At 45.8% G+C, this 18686-nt stretch carries 15 protein-coding genes; 4 read left to right on the forward strand and 11 right to left on the reverse strand.

Going from position 1 to position 18686, the window contains the following annotated elements; all coding sequences use genetic code 11:
- Positions 1-4 precede the first annotated feature (4 nt).
- Positions 5-1411: a peptidoglycan DD-metalloendopeptidase family protein gene (locus KO531_RS00145; RefSeq protein ID WP_219250079.1), complete on the reverse strand. Its 1407-nt coding sequence runs from the start codon at positions 1409-1411 to the stop codon at positions 5-7.
- 126 nt (positions 1412-1537) lie between these two features.
- On the opposite strand from KO531_RS00145, the gene tyrS reads away from it, so the two are divergent.
- Positions 1538-2731 carry a tyrosine--tRNA ligase gene (gene tyrS, locus KO531_RS00150; RefSeq protein ID WP_219250080.1) on the forward strand — a complete coding sequence of 398 codons (1194 nt, stop codon included), beginning with the start codon at positions 1538-1540 and terminating at the stop codon, positions 2729-2731.
- A gap of 99 nt (positions 2732-2830) precedes the next feature.
- On the opposite strand, the gene KO531_RS00155 is transcribed toward tyrS, so the two are convergent.
- From KO531_RS00155 to gltB, 8 genes are all read right to left on the reverse strand, one after another.
- Complete coding sequence (locus KO531_RS00155) at positions 2831-3259, reverse strand: hypothetical protein (protein ID WP_113940677.1); 429 nt, start codon at positions 3257-3259, stop codon at positions 2831-2833.
- Between the two features lie 126 nt (positions 3260-3385).
- Positions 3386-3877, reverse strand: coding sequence for a nuclear transport factor 2 family protein (locus KO531_RS00160; protein ID WP_028760847.1), 492 nt, complete (start codon positions 3875-3877; stop codon positions 3386-3388).
- 1 nt (position 3878) lies between these two features.
- Positions 3879-4505 carry a trimeric intracellular cation channel family protein gene (locus KO531_RS00165; RefSeq protein WP_105249873.1) on the reverse strand — a complete coding sequence of 209 codons (627 nt, stop codon included), beginning with the start codon at positions 4503-4505 and terminating at the stop codon, positions 3879-3881.
- Entirely contained in the window at positions 4502-4879 is a 378-nt protein-coding gene (locus KO531_RS00170; protein ID WP_012088590.1) for a DUF2721 domain-containing protein, read from the reverse strand. Before KO531_RS00170 ends, KO531_RS00165 begins: the two co-directional genes overlap by 4 nt.
- 56 nt (positions 4880-4935) lie before the next feature.
- A complete protein-coding gene (locus KO531_RS00175; protein ID WP_212599976.1) occupies positions 4936-5925 on the reverse strand; it encodes a cobalamin biosynthesis protein in 990 nt (329 codons plus the stop codon).
- Between the two features lie 22 nt (positions 5926-5947).
- On the reverse strand, positions 5948-6658 hold the full coding sequence (locus KO531_RS00180) for a 5'-methylthioadenosine/adenosylhomocysteine nucleosidase (protein WP_219250081.1): 711 nt from the start codon (positions 6656-6658) through the stop codon (positions 5948-5950).
- A gap of 322 nt (positions 6659-6980) precedes the next feature.
- Positions 6981-8387, reverse strand: coding sequence for an FAD-dependent oxidoreductase (locus KO531_RS00185; RefSeq protein ID WP_219250082.1), 1407 nt, complete (start codon positions 8385-8387; stop codon positions 6981-6983).
- Between the two features lie 6 nt (positions 8388-8393).
- Entirely contained in the window at positions 8394-12842 is a 4449-nt protein-coding gene (gltB, locus tag KO531_RS00190; RefSeq protein WP_219250083.1) for a glutamate synthase large subunit, read from the reverse strand.
- Between the two features lie 588 nt (positions 12843-13430).
- Here gltB and KO531_RS00195 point away from each other — a divergent pair.
- The 3 genes from KO531_RS00195 (at position 13431) to oxyR (ending at position 16124) form a co-directional block, all read left to right on the forward strand.
- Positions 13431-14360, forward strand: coding sequence for a TIGR01212 family radical SAM protein (locus tag KO531_RS00195; protein WP_173246136.1), 930 nt, complete (start codon positions 13431-13433; stop codon positions 14358-14360).
- 204 nt (positions 14361-14564) lie between these two features.
- Positions 14565-14930, forward strand: a complete 366-nt coding sequence (locus KO531_RS00200) for an Hpt domain-containing protein (protein WP_028760840.1) — start codon at positions 14565-14567, stop codon at positions 14928-14930.
- Between the two features lie 282 nt (positions 14931-15212).
- A complete protein-coding gene (gene oxyR, locus KO531_RS00205; RefSeq protein WP_198572141.1) occupies positions 15213-16124 on the forward strand; it encodes a hydrogen peroxide-inducible genes transcriptional activator OxyR in 912 nt (303 codons plus the stop codon).
- A 55-nt stretch (positions 16125-16179) separates the two neighbouring features.
- Here the strand turns inward: oxyR and KO531_RS00210 are convergent, their stop codons facing one another.
- Both KO531_RS00210 and mutH read right to left on the reverse strand, forming a co-directional pair.
- Complete coding sequence (locus tag KO531_RS00210; protein ID WP_105249866.1) at positions 16180-17247, reverse strand: adenylate/guanylate cyclase domain-containing protein; 1068 nt, start codon at positions 17245-17247, stop codon at positions 16180-16182.
- Positions 17248-17369: 122 nt separating this feature from the next.
- On the reverse strand, positions 17370-18041 hold the full coding sequence (gene mutH, locus KO531_RS00215) for a DNA mismatch repair endonuclease MutH (RefSeq protein WP_131523041.1): 672 nt from the start codon (positions 18039-18041) through the stop codon (positions 17370-17372).
- Positions 18042-18686 lie beyond the last annotated feature (645 nt).

Genomic DNA, 18686 nt, shown 5'->3' on the forward strand with positions numbered 1-18686 from the left:
GTCGTTATTGCATTGCCAATTGCGTTTGCTTGTTTTGCGAAAGTGTAGTCATCAATTGCTTGCTAAGTGCATCGAATTGATTTTTTTCTTTTCTCGCAATTGATTCGGATTTCGGTAGCGTAATCGTTCTCGGGTTGCGGTGTACGCCATTGACGATAAATTCGTAATGTAAATGAGCCCCAGTGACACGGCCTGTTTTACCTAAAGTACCAATAATTTGTCCTTGCTTAACGTTGGCGCCTTTGCTGACATTACGTTTTGTGAGGTGTAGATATTTGGTGGTATAGGTATCGTTATGTTTGATAAACACATAGTTACCGTTGAATTGATTATAACCAGACTCAATAACGCGTCCACTACCCGCAGCTTTAATGGGCGTGCCAATGGCTGCGACATAGTCTACACCGCGATGGGCTTTGACTTGGCCTGTCACTGGGTGCAAACGTCTTGGGTTAAAGTTGGAGCTGACATACTTAAAATCGACCGGTGAGCGCAGGAAGGCTTTACGCATGCTAGTGCCATTTTCGGAATAGTAGTTACCGTCGGTATAGCGAATGGCAGTATAGCGCTCATCTTGGTTAACAAATTCTGCAGCTAAGATATTGCCATTACGCAAAAATTCACCATCGGCATATTCTTGCTCGTAAATAATGGCGAAGCTGTCGCCTTCGCGTAAGTCTAAGGCGAAGTCGATATCCCAGCCGAATACGGTCGATAATTGTAATATCTGGTTGGCAGACATGCCTGCATCGACGGCGGCATTCCAGAAATTGCTCTTAATTTTGGCACTGGTGAAATGGCTGCGAATTTCCACATCCTTTTCTGAGATTTTTTCGTTGTATTGCTCTTGGCTTTTAGTGATGACTAGGGTTGAAATAGCATCGACTCGATAACGCACTTCAGTCAAATTACCGTTTGCATCCTTTGAAATCACAATTTCTTCGCCCGGCATTATCTTAAGTAAATTTTGCTTGGCTAAAGGCAACTGGGTGATTTCATAAACGTCTTTGCTGGTTAAGCCTGCGCGGTCAAATACCGCGGCTAAAGTATCACCATTTTTGACGTTAAAATGTTCGACATCTCTGTGTAGAGCGCTTTCGTGGGATCCTGCTGCTTGATTATTAGCTCCAGCTGCAGCGAGCGCATCGGGTGAGGATAACGGTTCAGCCGTTGTCGGAGCATTATCTGTTTGACCTTCTGGCAACTCAGGGCGTTCAGGCGAGCGAAAAGCTAAGGGCACATCATAACGGGTGTTGATTTGAGCTTGGTCATCAATGCTAGTGGTTTGTCTTGAAGCTTGCGCTTCTTCAGAAGGTAGAAGCATGGTTATCATTGTGATAACTGAAAGAATGCTAAGGAGAATTTGATGCTTTTTAGGCAACAATTTAAATAACGTTATAACCTTTCCCATTGACGCCGATACCAATAACCAGAGACTTAAATAATCCCGTTAGTGTACACACTTTCAATTGTGGTGGCTAACAAGTAACATAAGTCTCTTCATTTTATGATCATGGCCTTAGGAGTCCCTGCCGAGATGGCTGATTTAGACCAAGTATTAGCAGAAATTAGACGTGGTACCGATGAGATTTTACTCGAAGCGGATCTGCTGGAAAAACTCAAAGAAGGACGTCCACTCCGTATTAAGTTAGGCGCTGACCCTACCGCTCCGGATATCCATCTTGGACACACAGTAATCTTGAATAAATTAAGATTATTCCAAGAGTTAGGTCATGAAGTCATTTTTTTGATTGGTGACTTTACTGGTATGGTGGGGGACCCAAGTGGTAAAAATAGCACACGTCCGCCGCTCACCCGTGAACAAGTTTTAGCGAACGCAGAAACCTATAAAGAACAGGTTTACAAGATCCTCGATCCTGCTAAGACTCGTATCGAATTCAACTCAAGCTGGTTAGAGCCATTGGGCGCCGCTGGTATGATCCGTCTCGCGTCTAAGCAAACTGTGGCTCGTATGATGGAGCGCGATGACTTTAAGAAGCGTTATGCTTCGGGTCAGTCTATTGCGATTCATGAGTTTATGTATCCTTTACTTCAGGGCTATGACTCAGTTGCGCTACAGGCCGATGTTGAGCTGGGTGGTACAGATCAAAAGTTCAACCTGTTAATGGGCCGTGAACTGCAAAAAGCTGAAGGCCAAAAGCCACAAGCTGTGATCATGATGCCGCTGCTCGAAGGTTTAGACGGCGTGAAGAAAATGTCTAAATCGGCGCATAACTATATTGGCGTGAGCGAACCTGCCAACGAAATGTTTGGCAAGCTGATGTCAATTTCGGATGACTTGATGTGGCGCTACTTTGAACTACTGTCATTCCGCCCACTGGCTGAAATTGAACAGTTTAAGCAAGATGTGGCGAATGGGTCTAACCCACGTGACATTAAAATCGCCTTAGCTAAGGAAATTATCACACGTTTCCATGATGCAGCGTCTGCCGAAAGTGCGCATCAAGCCTTTGTCGATCGTTCTAAGGGCATGATCCCCGATGATATCGAAGAAATTGAGTTAGCTGCGGGTGAAGGTATTGCGATTGCCAATCTGTTGAAAGACGCTGACTTAGTGTCATCGACTTCAGAAGCGATGCGGATGATCAAGCAAGGCGCGGTAAAGATGGACGGCGAAAAACTAGAAGATAGCCGTGTGACTTTGTTAGCGGGTACTGTTGCTGTATTCCAAGTCGGTAAACGTAAGTTTGCCAAAGTGACTTTGGTATAGTGACGTTGGTTTAGTTAGGTTTACGCTACAGTAAGTTTAAACGAACAAAAAGAGCGCCTTAGGGCGCTCTTTGTTTTTGAATCTTTTGACAATACAAGATTAAGGCGCTGTGCTGGCCTCATGCTCGGCGATATTACATCTGTCGGTGCCAAAGTGTTGCCCACCACTGCATTTCCATGCCAATTGGGCCGAACTTACCTGCCAAAGTTTAGCGTTTTGTTTCAGTGAGATAATCAACAGCATCTGTGGATGCTGCTTGGAAAGCTCGCTCACTTGATAGGTTAAAATGCCGTCTTTATTGGTTTGAGTTCGCACTAAGGTAAATTTGTTGCCTGCATATTGGCTGCTGATTTTATTGGGATCTTCCGACCAAGGCTGATGTTGTGCCTGAGCGGTACGTAGTTGTTGATTAAAATGGCTTACTGGCTGAACGGCGTAGGAAACGATAATGGGCTGTAAGGCCTGTGCTTTGGGGGCCAGTATTAAGCCATTAAGGGCGAGTAGGGCAATCAATCCAAAAAACTTCATACAAACCTCATTGAAACGAAACGGCTCAGTCAATTTTTCAAAGGTGAAATACGCAGTGGTATTGACTCATTGTTAGTTTCGACTCGTTTTTAGGGATCAAGTTTCAAAGACGGGTAAATTTTGTGACTACTGCATCGCTAATTGGTCTGACATGGTCTGGTAATCGATTAGGTCGACATGTTCCGTTACTCTGCGATTGAGCATGTCGATCTTAAGGCTTGTCACACCAGGTATCGCAACATCGATGATTTTCCCCGGTTTGCCAAATTGTTCACCTGGACCCTTGAAATGGTAGTTACCTATCATCACCACTAAAGAGCCTGCATTATACATATGTTCTATGTTGAAGTTGTACTCGAGCACGCCCTCGTGGGCACGCTCAAGGAAGTCGATAATGAAGCGGCCGCCAGTGTATTTACGGTTGGCGGTTTTGTCGAAGAAGACGCTTTCGCGGTTATAGAATTTTCGCAGTGTCTTATAGTCGTGTTCAGTTAGCGCATTCATATATTTTACGGCTAACTGCTGTTCTTGTGGCATTTCACCTGAGTTGGCTTGCGCCGCTGCAGGATTGAGGGCTGGAACAAAAATGAGGCACAAAATAAAACACAATATTCGCAAACTATTCCCTCTTGGTCTTGAGATCAAAGGCCGGTAATGAAAGATGCCACTTGATGGCACTTAAGCGGATTAACAGGGCACTGGCCATCGCCAGAAACAGCGCCATTTTTTCGCCCATACCGTAGGCTAAGCTCACGGTATAGCCGATACCACCTATGATCGAAGCTGTGGCATAGACTTCAGTGCGTAAGACCATAGGAACTTGTCTACACAGTAAGTCTCGAATAATGCCTCCTCCCACGCCTGTGATCAAGCCCATTACGACGGCAATCATCCCACTCAAGCCCATATTGAGGGCCTTTTCAGCACCTATCACGGTAAAGAGGGCCAATCCAAAGGCATCTGCGACGGGTAAAATATACTCTGGTACCTTACGAGGGCGACGGACTAATAGCAAACAGACGAGCACGGTCGCGAGGATCACTATGATGTAATTCGGGTCGCGGATCCAGAACACTGGCGTTGCACCAATTAAGGCATCACGAATACTGCCACCACCGACAGCGGTAACCGAGGCGAGCACGATAACGCCAAAGGGGTCCATTCTATGGCGTCCAGCGGCAAGTGCGCCGGATAATGCAAATACAGCGGTACCCCATAAATCAAAAAAGTAGATCCACTGGCTCATTTACTCATCTCTTTGATATGGATATTTAATGCGTCAACAGAGATGCGGATTTCAATCACAGATAAAATCAGTGAATAGAGCAAGAGCAGTAGGCTAGCGCCAAAAATCACTGAGCCGGTTTTATTAAAGCCGATATAGATAAAAATCATACACAGTACACATAGGGCAAAGCTTGACACGCCTGCTTCCTGCATTCGACGAATGATGGTAATACGCTGGCTCAGGTTCTTAATTTGATCTTTATGTACGGGTTTTTCACCATTGCTTAAATTTCGGATTAATGCGGCTAAGGCAAAAAAACGATTGGTATAAGCTAATAGTAACAATGAGATAGCAGGAAATAACAACGCAGGTGTTGTTAATGAAACATGCATGTTTTCGAGCAAGATGGTCAGCCTTTAACTTCACGTTGAGATAATGCGGCATCATATCACAGGCTTTGTAACCAACGTAAACTTGCCCATAACAAGGGCAGTATAATGATAAAGCTAAACCAGATAGCACAGGCACGTGAGGTCAGCTTAATTGCAGGCGTGATGTCATCACAGGTTGGCTGCGGACCGTAGCACAATTTATCCACATTGATACGCACGCCAGCAAACTTCTGTGGTCCACCGAGCTCGATTCTCAAAATACTGGCCACGAGATTCACACTGAGAACATAACCTCGAATAGCGTGATGATTTTTAGGGGCTCTAAAAAGTTTTGCAAACGCCTTAGGCCCGCCTTGAATGGCGAGCGACAGGCTCCACAACCAAGCCGGAATCGCCAGCAAGATAATGGATACACCATTCACAGTACTGCAGAAATGTTGATATTTTGGTTGAATGGGCGGCCAGCTCAATTCGAGTTGTTTGAGCATACGCACCGCCAGCACTAGCGGTGCTCCAGCAATAGCGAAAAAGAAAATGGTCGATGCTGTGCCGTAAATAGGTGCAGTGGCGAGTTTTTCTATGGTGGCTTTGGCTAGGCCGATTTCCGACAAACTATCGGTATCGCGCACCACCCAAGGCTGTAAAAGCTTTTTTGCGCTGGCATTGTCTCCACGTTTTAAGGCTTTAGCGATTTCATCGGCGACTTGGCTAAACCCTGCATCGGTTAAGCACAGATAAAGCACCAAAAATTCGAAAAACCATGGAAAGGCAGCCAGTTCGAGTAAAAAGGTGATAATGGCCCAAAATGGAAACAGTAACAGCATCATAGCTAAAAAGCCTGCTGTAGCTTGTTGGCTTGGAGATCGTTCAGGGCGATTTACCTTGGCTGCGAGTTGCTTAGCTAAATGGCTAAACCAAATAAGCGGCTGCATTTCCCGTGGCAATGGCGCTAACCGCGCCAATAACAAAGCAAAAAAAAGTACCAAAAAGCCTTCAAACAAAGCGCCATCTATCTCGACAAGTTGTTGATAAAAAGAGGTGTGCATTCGGTACTTTCCACTTAAGTGATTATTTTACTGCGCTAGGATTCAGTTGCTCAAGCAGCAACATCACCATCAGAGCCGAGTGATAACCCGCTTTGACAATATAAGAGTCGAAATCCACTGGCGAGTCATTGTTGGCGTTATCCGATAAAGAGCGGATCACCACAAATGGCACTCCAAACTGATGACAAACTTGAGCGATTGCCGCGCCTTCCATCTCACAGGCGGCCATAGTCGGGAAGTTTTTGAGCATGGTTTGGGTGCGAACAGGATCGCAAATAAAGCTGTCGCCAGTACAAATCAAACCTTCAATCGCTTTGACTTCACCCAGTTGAGCAATTGCTTTGTTGGCTGCTTCAACTAAATGTGCGGCAGGAATAAACGCAGCAGGTTGCTGCGCCATTTGGCCAATTTCATAACCAAAGGCGGTGACATCCACATCATGGTGACGCACTTCAGAAGAAATCACGATATCGCCAATGGCCAGCGAATCCACAAAACCACCGGCTGAACCTGTGTTGATCACCGCATCCGGCACATATTTTTCGATGAGTAGCGTGGTCGCAATACTTGCGGCGACTTTACCTATGCCTGAGCGAGTCACTACTACGTCTTTACCCGCGAGAGTACCAGCAATAAATTCAATACCAGCAATGGTTTGCGATGTCGCATTTGTCATGGCGGCGATCAGGTGAGCGACTTCTGGCTCCATTGCGCCAATAATTCCAATTTTCATGGGAGACCTTTTTGATTCAACACTTAAAGAGTGGGACACGGTAATGCTGGCTAATATACCACACAGTTTTATGCAGTCGTTATGGCGAGATTGGGATTGCTTGATAATCGCGGGGTAAAAAGGTGGGAGGGTTAACGGAAAAGTGCATCCCTAAGATGCACGCTTTATCTATCTATTTTATCCATCAACCGATTGCGATAAGCCACAAGCAAATGGCTGAACTCGTTTGCACGAGTCCAGCCATTGGAGTGCTTGTTAAAATGACAAGGGTAAAATGTTTTTTACCGATAAAACAAACACGTTGGCGCTTAATCTATAGCGCTTAGTCTAAGTAGTTAAGAATACCTTGGGCGGCATCGCGACCTTCGGCAATGGCTGTCACGACTAAGTCAGAACCGCGCACCATATCACCACCGGCAAACACTTTCGGGTTTGTGGTTTGGAATGGGTTTTCATCTAACTTACTCGCTTTAACTCGGCCCCATTGATCTAGCTCGATACCGTGTTCGGCAAACCAAGGTGCTGGGCTAGGCTGGAAACCAAAGGCGATAATAATCGCATCGGCTTCGAGCAACTGTTCGCTACCTGCAATCGCTTCGGCCCGTTGACGACCGCTGGCATCGGCTTTGCCCATGGCGGTTTCGACGCATTCAATGCCAACTACTTTGCCATCTTGGGTTTTAATTGCCACAGGTTGACGGTTAAACAGGAAGTTAACTCCTTCCTCCCGCGCATTTTGCACTTCACGACGTGAGCCTGGCATGTTGGCCTCGTCCCGGCGGTAAGCACAGACTACGCTGCTTGCACCTTGTCTGACGGCTGTGCGCACACAATCCATCGCAGTATCACCACCGCCTAATACCACCACACGTTTACCTTCAAGGTTCAGGTAGGGCGTTTCAGCATTCTGAGTGCCCATTAAATGATGGGTGTTACCAATCAAATAGGGCAGGGCTTGGTATACGCCTTGGGCTTCTTCACCCTCAAGACCTGCTTTCATCGGGGTATAGGTGCCCATGCCGAGGAAGACGGCATCGTATTCTTCGAGCAGTTTAGTAAATGGGATGTCCTTACCGACAGTGACACCGAGTTTGAACTCAATGCCCATGCCTTCTAATACACTGCGACGGGTCGCCATAACGGCTTTGTCGAGTTTAAAAGACGGAATACCGTAGGTGAGTAGACCACCAATTTGTGGATATTTATCAAAGACCACAGCTTTAACACCGTTGCGAGACAGAATATCCGCGCAGCCTAAACCCGCAGGACCCGCACCGACAATCGCCACTCGTTCAGGGCGTGGCGTGACCTTGCTCATATCGGGGCGCCAGCCTTGGGCGATCGCTGTGTCGGTAATGTATTTTTCGACATTACCGATAGTGACAGCGCCAAAGTCGTCGTTCAGAGTACAAGCACCTTCACAGAGTCTGTCTTGTGGACAAACACGGCCGCAGATTTCGGGCAGAGTGTTGGTCTCATGTACTAAATCTGCCGCTTCCATGATGCGACCTTGTTCCGCTAGCTTGAGCCAGTTAGGAATATAATTGTGTAGCGGGCACTTCCACTCACAATAAGGATTGCCGCAATCTAAACAGCGGTCCGCTTGCTCAGCCACTTGAGGCTGAGCAAAAGGCTGATAGATCTCAATAAACTGAGTCGCACGTTTAGCCGCAGGGTGTTTAGCGGGGTCTTTACGACCCACTTCAATAAATTGAAAATCGTTACTCATGCGCCATTACCCCGCTTTTACAACTAATTCTGGGCTCGATTTCTCTAATTTGAGCAGATCGGCCACGGCAATATTTTTAGGTTTTACTAATACGAAGCAATCTAACCAGTTACCAAAATCACTTAAGATCATCTTGGCATGTTCGCTGCCCGTTTCGGCCACGTGGGCTTCAATCAGACCTTTTAAATGTTGTTGATGAATAGGTGATTCGAGTTTTTGAGTATCGACAAGCTCAGTATTCACACGGCGATTGAAGCGGCCGAATTGATCGAACACATAGGCAAAACCGCCTGTCATCCCAGCGCCGAAGTTCACCCCTGTTTTGCCAAGGACAACCACAATGCCGCTGGTCATGTATTCGCAGCCGTTATCGCCAAGCCCTTCAACCACAGCAATCGCCCCAGAATTACGGACTGCAAAACGCTCGCCCGCTTGACCTGCGGCGAAGAACTTGCCGCCCGTCGCGCCGTAAAGACACGTGTTACCGACAATGGCGCTGCGCTCACTTTGGAACGGGCTGCCAATTGGCGGGTAGATGACGATTTGGCCGCCAGACATGCCTTTACCCACATAGTCGTTGGCATCGCCGCAGAGTTTTAACTCAAGGCCTGGGCTGTTCCACACGCCAAAACTTTGGCCGGCACTGCCGTTAAAGCTCAGTTTGACCGGCGCTTTGGTGCCTTTCACGCCGAGTGTGCTCGCGATATAGCCTGACAAGGTCGCGCCAACGGAACGGTCGGTGTTGTTGATGCTGTAAGCTGCATCGAAACTCTCGCCCTTATCGACAGCGCTTTGGCATTCGTTTAATAAATGCTGGTTAAGCAGCCCTAAATCCGCCGGTGGATTGGTTTCTTGCCAAGTGCGTGACGAGGTTGCTGGCACCTTGGGTTGATACAAAATCGGCGATAAGTCGAGCCCTTGTTGCTTAGCGGTTTGACCTTCGAGGGCATATAACCATTCGCTGTGGCCGACTAAGTCTTCAAACTTACTCACCCCTAAGGTCGCCATCCATTCACGAACTTCCTGTGCAACAAACTCAAAGTAAGTCATCACTCGCTCTGGCAGACCATGGTAATGGTTGTCGCGCAGGTTTTTATCTTGCGTTGCTACGCCAGTCGCACAGTTGTTCAAGTGGCAAATACGCAGGTATTTACAACCTAGGGCGATCATAGGCACAGTACCAAAACCAAAGCTTTCGGCGCCCAATAACGCGGCTTTAATCACATCGGTACCGGTTTTTAAGCCGCCATCGACTTGCAGGCGAATTTTATGGCGTAGACCATTTTCTACTAGCGATTGATGCACCTCGGCTAACCCTAGCTCCCATGGACTGCCCGCATATTTCACTGAGGTAATTGGGCTAGCACCTGTGCCGCCGTCATACCCTGAAATCGTGATCATGTCCGCATAGGCTTTGGCCACGCCGGTGGCGATAGTGCCCACACCGGGTTCTGACACAAGTTTCACTGAAATCAGCGCTTTAGTATTGATTTGCTTCAAGTCGAAAATCAGCTGGGCTAAATCTTCGATAGAGTAAATATCGTGGTGCGGCGGCGGTGAAATCAAGGTCACACCAGGACGTGCATGACGCAGTCCGGCGATTTCAACGCTGACTTTATGGCCGGGTAACTGACCACCTTCACCGGGTTTTGCCCCTTGGGCGACTTTAATCTGCAACACATCGGCATTAACTAGATAATGCGCCGTGACGCCAAAGCGTGCCGAGGCAATCTGTTTAATTGCTGAGTTGCGTTCAGTATTAAAGCGGCGTGCATCCTCACCACCTTCACCTGAGTTCGAGCGGCCACCTAAGCGGTTCATCGCAATAGCCAGCGCTTCATGAGCTTCAGGGCTCAAGGCGCCGATGCTCATGGCGGCACTGTCAAAACGTGAATATAGATTTGATGCCGCTTCTACATCGGCGACATTAATCGATGTTTGCGCGCCCTTAATACCGATTAAGTCACGCAGTGTAGCCACGGGACGATTGTCGACGAGTTCGGCGAATTTTTTATAGCTCGCAAAATCTTTGTCAATCAATGACGCTTGCAAGGTGTTGACCACATCAGGGTTGAAGCAGTGATACTCGCCGCCTTCAACGTATTTCAGCAGGCCACCTTGCGGTAATGGCACATGGGCACGGTAGGCAGCTTTGTGCAAAATAGCCTGGTCTTGGGCGATTTCTGCAAAGCCTGCGCCCTCGATGCGGCTAATTACGCCTTTAAAACACAGTTCGATCACTTCGCTGGCAATGCCTATGGCTTCAAATTGCTGACTGCAACGATAGGAGCCGACAGTGCTGATGCCCATTTTGGACATGATCTTACGCAAGCCTTTTTCGATGCCGTAGCGGAAGTTCAACATCAATGCCGTGGTATCGGTTAAGTCATGGCGTTTCGCCAGTTCGGAAATTGACTCATACACTAAATACGGATAAATCGCCGTGGCACCAAAGCCAAGCAATACAGCAAAGTGATGCGGATCTCGCGCCGATGCGGTTTCAACAATAATGTTGGTGTCGCAGCGCAGGCTCTTATTCACCAGCATTTGTTGCACAGAACCGACCGCCATGGCCGCGGGGATCACTTGCGCCGTTTTACCTATGGCTCTATCCGAAAGGATCAACAAAGTCGTGCCGCTGCGGGCTAAACGCTCGGCTTCGGCTGTGATACGGCGAATGGCACTTTCTAAGCCTTCCTGTGGTTCGTAATTTAAATCGACAATATTGGCGCGATAGTAAGTGCTATCTAATCCCAGTAACTGGTTAAAATCACTGAATAATAAAATAGGTGAATTGAACATCACTCGGTAAGCATGCCCAGTCGTTTCATTGAAGAGGTTCTGTTCACGGCCAATACAAGTGGTCAATGACATGACGTGCTTTTCACGTAAGGGGTCGATAGGTGGATTCGTTACTTGAGCAAATTTCTGCCTAAAATAGTCATACAGGGAACGTGACTTTTTCGACAATACCGCCATAGGTGTGTCATCGCCCATAGAACCTGTGGCTTCTTCACCTTGCTTCGCCAATACCCAAATGACTTGTTCTAATTCCTCACGGGTATAGCCAAATTGTTTTTGGTATTGCAGCAATAGTTCAGGGCTTAACTCGCTGGCACCGTGCTGCTCAGAGGCTAAATCTTCCGCTGGCGTTAAAGTACGGCTGTTTTTCGCCATCCACTCTTTGTAAGGGTGGCGGCGTTTAAGATCGTTATCAATTTCAAAAGATTGGTACAGGCGGCCGTTCAAGGTATCTAATACCAGCAATTCGCCAGGCCCAACACGGCCTTTTTCAATCACTTCATCGGCGGCGTAATCCCAAATACCCACTTCGGAGGCTAAGGTCAAAATACGATCTTTTGTGATCACATAACGCGATGGACGCAGACCATTACGGTCAACAGCGCAGGCGGCATGGCGACCGTTGGTCATCACAATACCTGCCGGACCATCCCAAGGCTCCATGTGCATAGAGTTAAAGTCGTAGAAGGCTTTTAATTCGTCATCCATTTCCGGATTACTTTGCCAAGCAGGCGGGATCAATAGACGCATGGCACGGTATAAGTCCATGCCACCAGATAACAGCATTTCCAGCATGTTATCTAAAGATGAAGAGTCTGAGCCTGTTTCATTCACAAAGGGAGCGGCCTGCTGCAAATCTGGAAGTAGCGGCGAATTAAACTTATAGGCACGGGCACGAGCCCATTGACGGTTACCCGTAATAGTATTGATTTCGCCGTTATGGGCTAAATATCTAAACGGCTGAGCTAATGGCCATTTAGGAGAAGTATTCGTTGAGAAACGTTGATGGAATAGGCAGATAGAGCTTTTTAAGCGAATGTCCGCGAGATCGGGATAAAACGCGGGCAAGTCTACAGGCATCATCAGACCTTTATAGACGATAACTTGGCCTGACAAACTCGCGACATAGAAGTCTTTGTCGTCGGTGATCTGCTGCTCTAGGCGGCGACGCGCCATATAAAGGCGACGTTCCAAGTCTTTTTCACGCCAGCCAATGGGGGCGTTGATCAGCACTTGATAGATTTGTGGCAGGCTAGCCTTGCCAATTTCACCTAACACATCGGGATTGACAGGCACCTTGCGCCAGCCTGCAATACTTAAGGTTTCACGCTCGAGTTCGCGCTCAAGAATAAACTTGGCTTGGTCAGCCAGTTCATCATCTTGACTTAAAAACAGCATACCTACGGCAAATTTTCTGCTCAAATGCCAATCATTTTCCGCGGCAATCGCTTCAAAAAATTGCACGGGTAATTGCATTAATAAACCACAGCCGTCGCCAGTGCGACCGTCGGAGGCAATGCCCCCTCGGTGCTTCATGCGATCTAGACCATGGATTGCCGTGCGCACTATACGGTGGCTGGCTTCGCCATCCATCTGTGCTATCAACCCAAAACCACAATTGTCCCGCTCAAAACTGGGATGATATAAGCTCATACAAAAACCTCCCTAGACCTCAACTGATTACTACTCGGGGAGAAAATGTAAAGACTTTCTATAGATATGCACCCGAACCACCCAAATTAGCCTGAGATTCAATAAAGGTCAAACCAAAAATTTGCATAAAACATGGGTATTAATTCATGTTTCATACACAAATCACAATTGCCTTACGTTAACGTCAACAGTAAAATGTGCCGTATAACATTATGAATAAAAAGAATTTTAAAAAATATCAAACTCAATATTTACCAAGGTGTAACATGCTGATGGGATTGTTTTTGATTTAGAAATAGTGATTTTTATTGCAAACACAGTAAATAGATAAAAAATTAAAATTGTTGAATTGTTATTCATTTTTGATGTGAGCAAGATCTCAGCGGTAAGCTGGCTAATTTGAGGATGCGCACATTTATGATAATAACGGTATGAGTCAGGCGGGAATTTGATGTAGCGCCAAGAAAACTCTCGCTACCTTATTTACACTAAGCTTTTTCTTCTATTTGTTCACGTATTTTCTTTTCTATTTGTGATTTTATCTTGGTTATTCTCAATGAAGCGATATGAAATTTGGTGGGTGCTCTGATGGGGCTTGATGCATATGTGAACACCTTTGGTGCCGTTTGTAAGGCGCGATATGGCACCCGACTGCGAAAACTCACTATAGATGCCAAGTTTACTTGCCCTAACCGTGACGGCACTTTAGGGCGCGGAGGTTGTACTTTCTGTAATGTGGCGTCATTTAGCCATCAAACCGCCGAACTATTGAGTATTACTGAGCAACTCGAACAGGGTAAGAGCCGCTATCGTGAGGCGAAGCCTCAGGCACAAGCCGATAAATTTATTGCTTATTTTCAAGCTTACACTAGCACTTATGATGAATATCAAGTGTTAATGGCTAAGTACGATGAAGCGGTTAAAGATGGCGAGATAGTCGGTTTATGTGTTGGAACTCGCCCCGATTGTGTGCCGAATAATGTACTGGATTTACTGGCGCGTTATCAGGCAAATGGTGTCGATGTGTGGTTAGAACTCGGGTTGCAAACAGCCAAAGATGAAACACTGCGTAGAATTAACCGTGGCCATGATTTCGCCTGTTATTGTGACACTGTGTCTAGGGCGAGAGCTCGCGGTCTTAAGGTGTGCACTCATCTCATTCTTGGTTTACCCGATGAAACCCATAGCGATTATATGGCGACTTTAGCTGCTGTATTGCAGCATGGCGTTGATGGCTTGAAGCTACATCCTTTGCATATCGTCGAAGGTAGCACTATGGCTAAGTCGTGGCGAAGTGGGCGCTTACCTTTATTGAGTCTTGAGGATTATGCCCACAGTGTCGGCGAGATGATCCGCCATACCCCCCTAGACGTGATTTTTCACCGTGTCACCGCTTATGCGAAAAAGCCTATGCTATTAGCACCCGATTGGTGTGCCTATCGTTGGGATGGATTGGTGGCGATTGTGGATAATTTGCAGCATTATGGTGGACAAGGGCACGCATTAGCGCAACGATAGAGGCAAGTTAGTGGGATAAATTTACTCCCTAAATGTTATGTCGTCGCTATTATTTCGTAAGCGTTTATTTACGACTATTAGTTTGTTTTTTGTTAATTTTAATCTGAATTAGACCATGAATATCGCTATAAGTTGCACTGACAATTTTAGTGGGTATCATGTGATAAATTCGTTTTAAGCATTGAACCACTTAAGGGAGGCCTTATGGCCACAGTTGAATTAGAAGCAATCCTAGATCTCAATACTCTCGAACAGTACTGCAGCGCCATTGGTGCCGGTACCTTACTCAAGAGTGTGGTGTTATTTGAGCAGTTAATGCCTGAATATGTTGGAAATCTAGTGAAAGCTAACGACGCAGCAGACAAAGATACCTTATGTTCAGAAGCACATAAATTTAAAGGTGCTGCAGGTTCTGTGGGGTTAAAACGTATTCAGCAGATCGCCCAGTTATTACAGCATGGCGAAGAAGCAAGATGGGATGCTGAACATGGCTCTTGGGTTGCTGACATCGTTGAACACGCGAGTGCAGATTTACAACAGTTAAAGTTATTCCTCCAAGCCAAAGCATAAAATATTACTTGCTAAGGTAAGTTAAGGCGCAGCGATAATGTCTATTGTTGCGCTCAATTGAGTGAATCTTGCATTGGTTTTACGATTAAGTTTATTGTTTTCGACATTTTCTTGTTAGCGCTTTTCCCATCTTATTTTGTTACTCCCACTTAAGTTTTACGGCGAACCGATTGAATATCGATTCGGGTCACAATCCTGATATCTTATGCCGCGTTATTGCTCATCACTTATGCTAAAGTAGATTTAATTTCTTAATTCATAACCTTCATGGCAATCGAGAAAATGAAAAGTTTACCTAGCTTAAAAAACTTATTCTATTTGGTGAATCTCCATCAAGAGCAGAATTTTAACCGCGCCGCTAAGGTGTGTTTTGTCAGTCAATCAACACTTTCAAGTGGGATCCAAAACCTAGAAGAGCAGTTAGGGCATCAGTTGATTGAGCGAGACCATAAGTCATTTATGTTTACCGCCATTGGTGAAGAGGTGGTGCAGCGCGCCCGTAAAATTCTCACTGATGTGGATGATTTGGTGGAATTAGTGAAAAATCAAGGTGAGCCGATGACGGGGGATATTCGCTTAGGCTGTATTCCAACCATAGCGCCTTTCCTATTGAGTCGTGTGATCCGCCAGTGTCAGCAATCTTATCCGGCGATGAGTTTATTATTGAAGGAAGATACCACTGAGCGTTTGCTAGATGCTTTGGGTAAAGGAGAGCTGGACTTATTGATCCTAGCGCTACCCGTTGATACTAGCGGTTACCACAGCATGAAAGTGGGCATAGATCCTTTCAAAATGGTTGCCCACAAAGATTTAGCGGGTGGCATACATCAACCTATTGATTATCAAACTCTGCCGGACGAGAGCATTTTTCTTCTGCAAAGTGAGCATTGCATCACAGGCCATGCTATTACTGCATGTCAGCTAGGTGATAGTGCGAAAGTCAATCCGTTTGCCGCCACCAGTTTGCATACTTTAGTGCAGATGGTGAACAGTAAACTGGGCACCACGTTTCTTCCGCAAATGGCCATTGACGCGGGTATTTTGAATGACACAGATTTAGTGGTGATGACGCCACCGGGTGAAGCTCCTTACCGTGATATCGGCCTTGTTTGGCGTCAAACCACCAGTCGCATCTTAACTTTCCGCACTTTAGGTTTAATGATCCAAAAATTATTAACTAAGGACGGGGAATAAACTGACTGTAACTGCAAAGCATTAATTCAAGCTAAAGCTTAAAGTCGATTACAAATCAGAGCGGGGAAACGCCAAACACTTCAATTGAGTGTTGTTTCCCTTTGAGTTTGACTGGGCCTAGATTTGATAGGTGATACTGAGTGTTGGGGTTATCTAAACGTCCCGCGAGTGCGCCCGAAATCAACATGCGCTGTCCTAGTGGATTACATTGATCTTGCAGTCTTGCTAAGGTATTGAGCACGTCACTAAAGAAACTAATTTCTTGTTTCTGTACACCAACAACTGCAGCGACGACTTGGCCACAATGGGCCGCCGCTTTAAATTTCGGCACAAAGCCATAATGCTCTTCAAAGTAGCGGCGTTGCCAGTTCAGTTGTTGGCTAAATTCAAAATAAATATTCATGCAGCGGTCGTGAACTATCCCTTCTTCTAATGGCCAGTGAAGCAGCACTGCATCTCCCATATAGCGGTAGATTTCAGCTTCGTTATTGGACACTGTATCTGAAAGTAAACTAAAGCTGTCTTGGATCAATCGACTAAAGCGGTAATCGCCAAGTGATTCGGCATGTGTGGTTGAGGCGACCATGTCTAAATAGAGGAATAAGCGCTGCTCGTATCTTGGCTTATGGTATTTACCAAGGCCTATGTTGAGTAAAATACGCGGCCCGACTAATAATGCCATTTGCTCGACAAAAGCTAAGCTGACTCGTACGACGACCAAATATACGATCAATGCTTGGAATGAAGGACTATAGAGAATGTGCGCCGTCAGCATTTGTCTGAGGGTCGACATGTGATTTTCGATGGCCCACATATTTAAAAACTGAGTCATGTAAGCTAACGTCGTAGCACCCAGTAATAAAAACAAGCCCTTAAAGATGACTGAAAACACATAGGGGAGGCGATTGATTGCACTGAAATCGGCAATGACGTTCGACATCCAATGTAAGCTGCCGAAAATAATCCCCATGTAGATAGCAAGTGTTGCGAGATCAGCCGAACTTACCGCCCATTGGGGCAGCTCTGGTGATTGGGCATATCGAAAAAACACGAATGCAGCCATGGCAATCGCCCAAGCTAAAATCGCAAAAAGGAGTTTTTTCGCTTGTCTACGTGCTCTCACTGCTTGATTGGTATCCGAATACGGCTGTGATTTCAGGATGCCGTAGTTTATAGAAAAGAGTCACCTTAGTGCCAGTGAAATTTGTGATCTGGATCAATCCAAGTCCATATCGTTACTAAAAATTAACCAAATACCTTATTAAGTATCATAGCAGTGAAACTGGTCTTTAAATAAAAACCCCTAGGGTTAGTCATTTTGAGGCTACCATCTTCGGCAATGCTTTGTGTTAACGCCTTACTATTCGCGGCCTTAGGTCGCAATTGCAGCACTTCGCCGTGACGCGCTGTAAGCCTCTCTACTTTTCCGAGGGCGATAAGCTCCATGATCTCTTCCCAATCCTGTTGCAGTAATTGCAACTCGTGCGGATCCGGTTCCCACAATATTGGCGTACCTATACGGCGCTCACCCACAGGAATATGCCTCTCTCCTTCAACGGGTACCCAAAGTACTCGCTGTAACTTATGGCAGACTAAGCTGTTTTGCCAGGTTAATCCTTGGATATTTGATAGCGGCGCCACGCAGACATAAGTGGTCTCCAGCGGTCGCCCCTGTGTATCAATGGGGATAGTTTTAAGCTCGACCCCTAAATGCAGAAAATCTTGCTCAGGTTTAGAACCCGCCGTTGCGCCTAATTCCATTTCGATTAATTGACCGACCCAACCTTTATCGCGTTTAAGATCCTTGGGGACACGAATGCTTCTTTGGCTTGCTATCTGCGCCAAACTCACGCCCGCCATCATGTTGGCACGTTCGAGTAGTTCAGATAGATTTTCAGGGGGGATAATTCGATTCATGGCTGGATTTTACTTAAAAATAACCGCTTAGCAATGGTGGTTAAAAAATGAGCCCTACAGGGTGGATTAACTTGTACCGAATGTTTTTATTCTAAGTGACTGATTTTAAATTTTATATCCGTGTTAACCCCCGTTTTGCAAAAAAGTGTTCAAAGTTACTCTCTGCTTTCCCTTGCGTTCCCCACATACTTATCCACAGATATTATGGATAACTCAGTAAAGTGAGCCTCTTAACCTAATAAAAATCCTAAGTCAATGCGAATAAAGTGCATTTATTCTGGCTTTTGTGGACAGTTGTGGACACTATTTGTGTATAAAGTTGAGTAATATCGCGAGAATGATAGAAATACTTCTTGCTGGTCAAATAATGAGCTTTATTGGTTTTTTAGTCTAAAATAAATCATGATTAATATGCAAGTTTATGAATTTGTTTGCTATTAAGTTTTAACGCTAAATTTTAAAAACGATGGTAAATAGATGTTTTTTGAACGTTATAACAAGTTCACCTGAGTTTCAAACAGAGATATCCACAGAAAATGTGGATATCCCTGGATTCCATCCCCTAGCATTGTTGATAAATGTCTTTTAAGTCAGATGTTATCCAAAGCTTAGGATAAAATAGAGGTTTGCTGAGAGACTAGCTTT

This window comes from Shewanella sp. NKUCC06_TVS (assembly GCF_019345515.1).
In the GTDB taxonomy this organism is placed as follows: Bacteria; Pseudomonadota; Gammaproteobacteria; order Enterobacterales; family Shewanellaceae; genus Shewanella; species Shewanella oncorhynchi.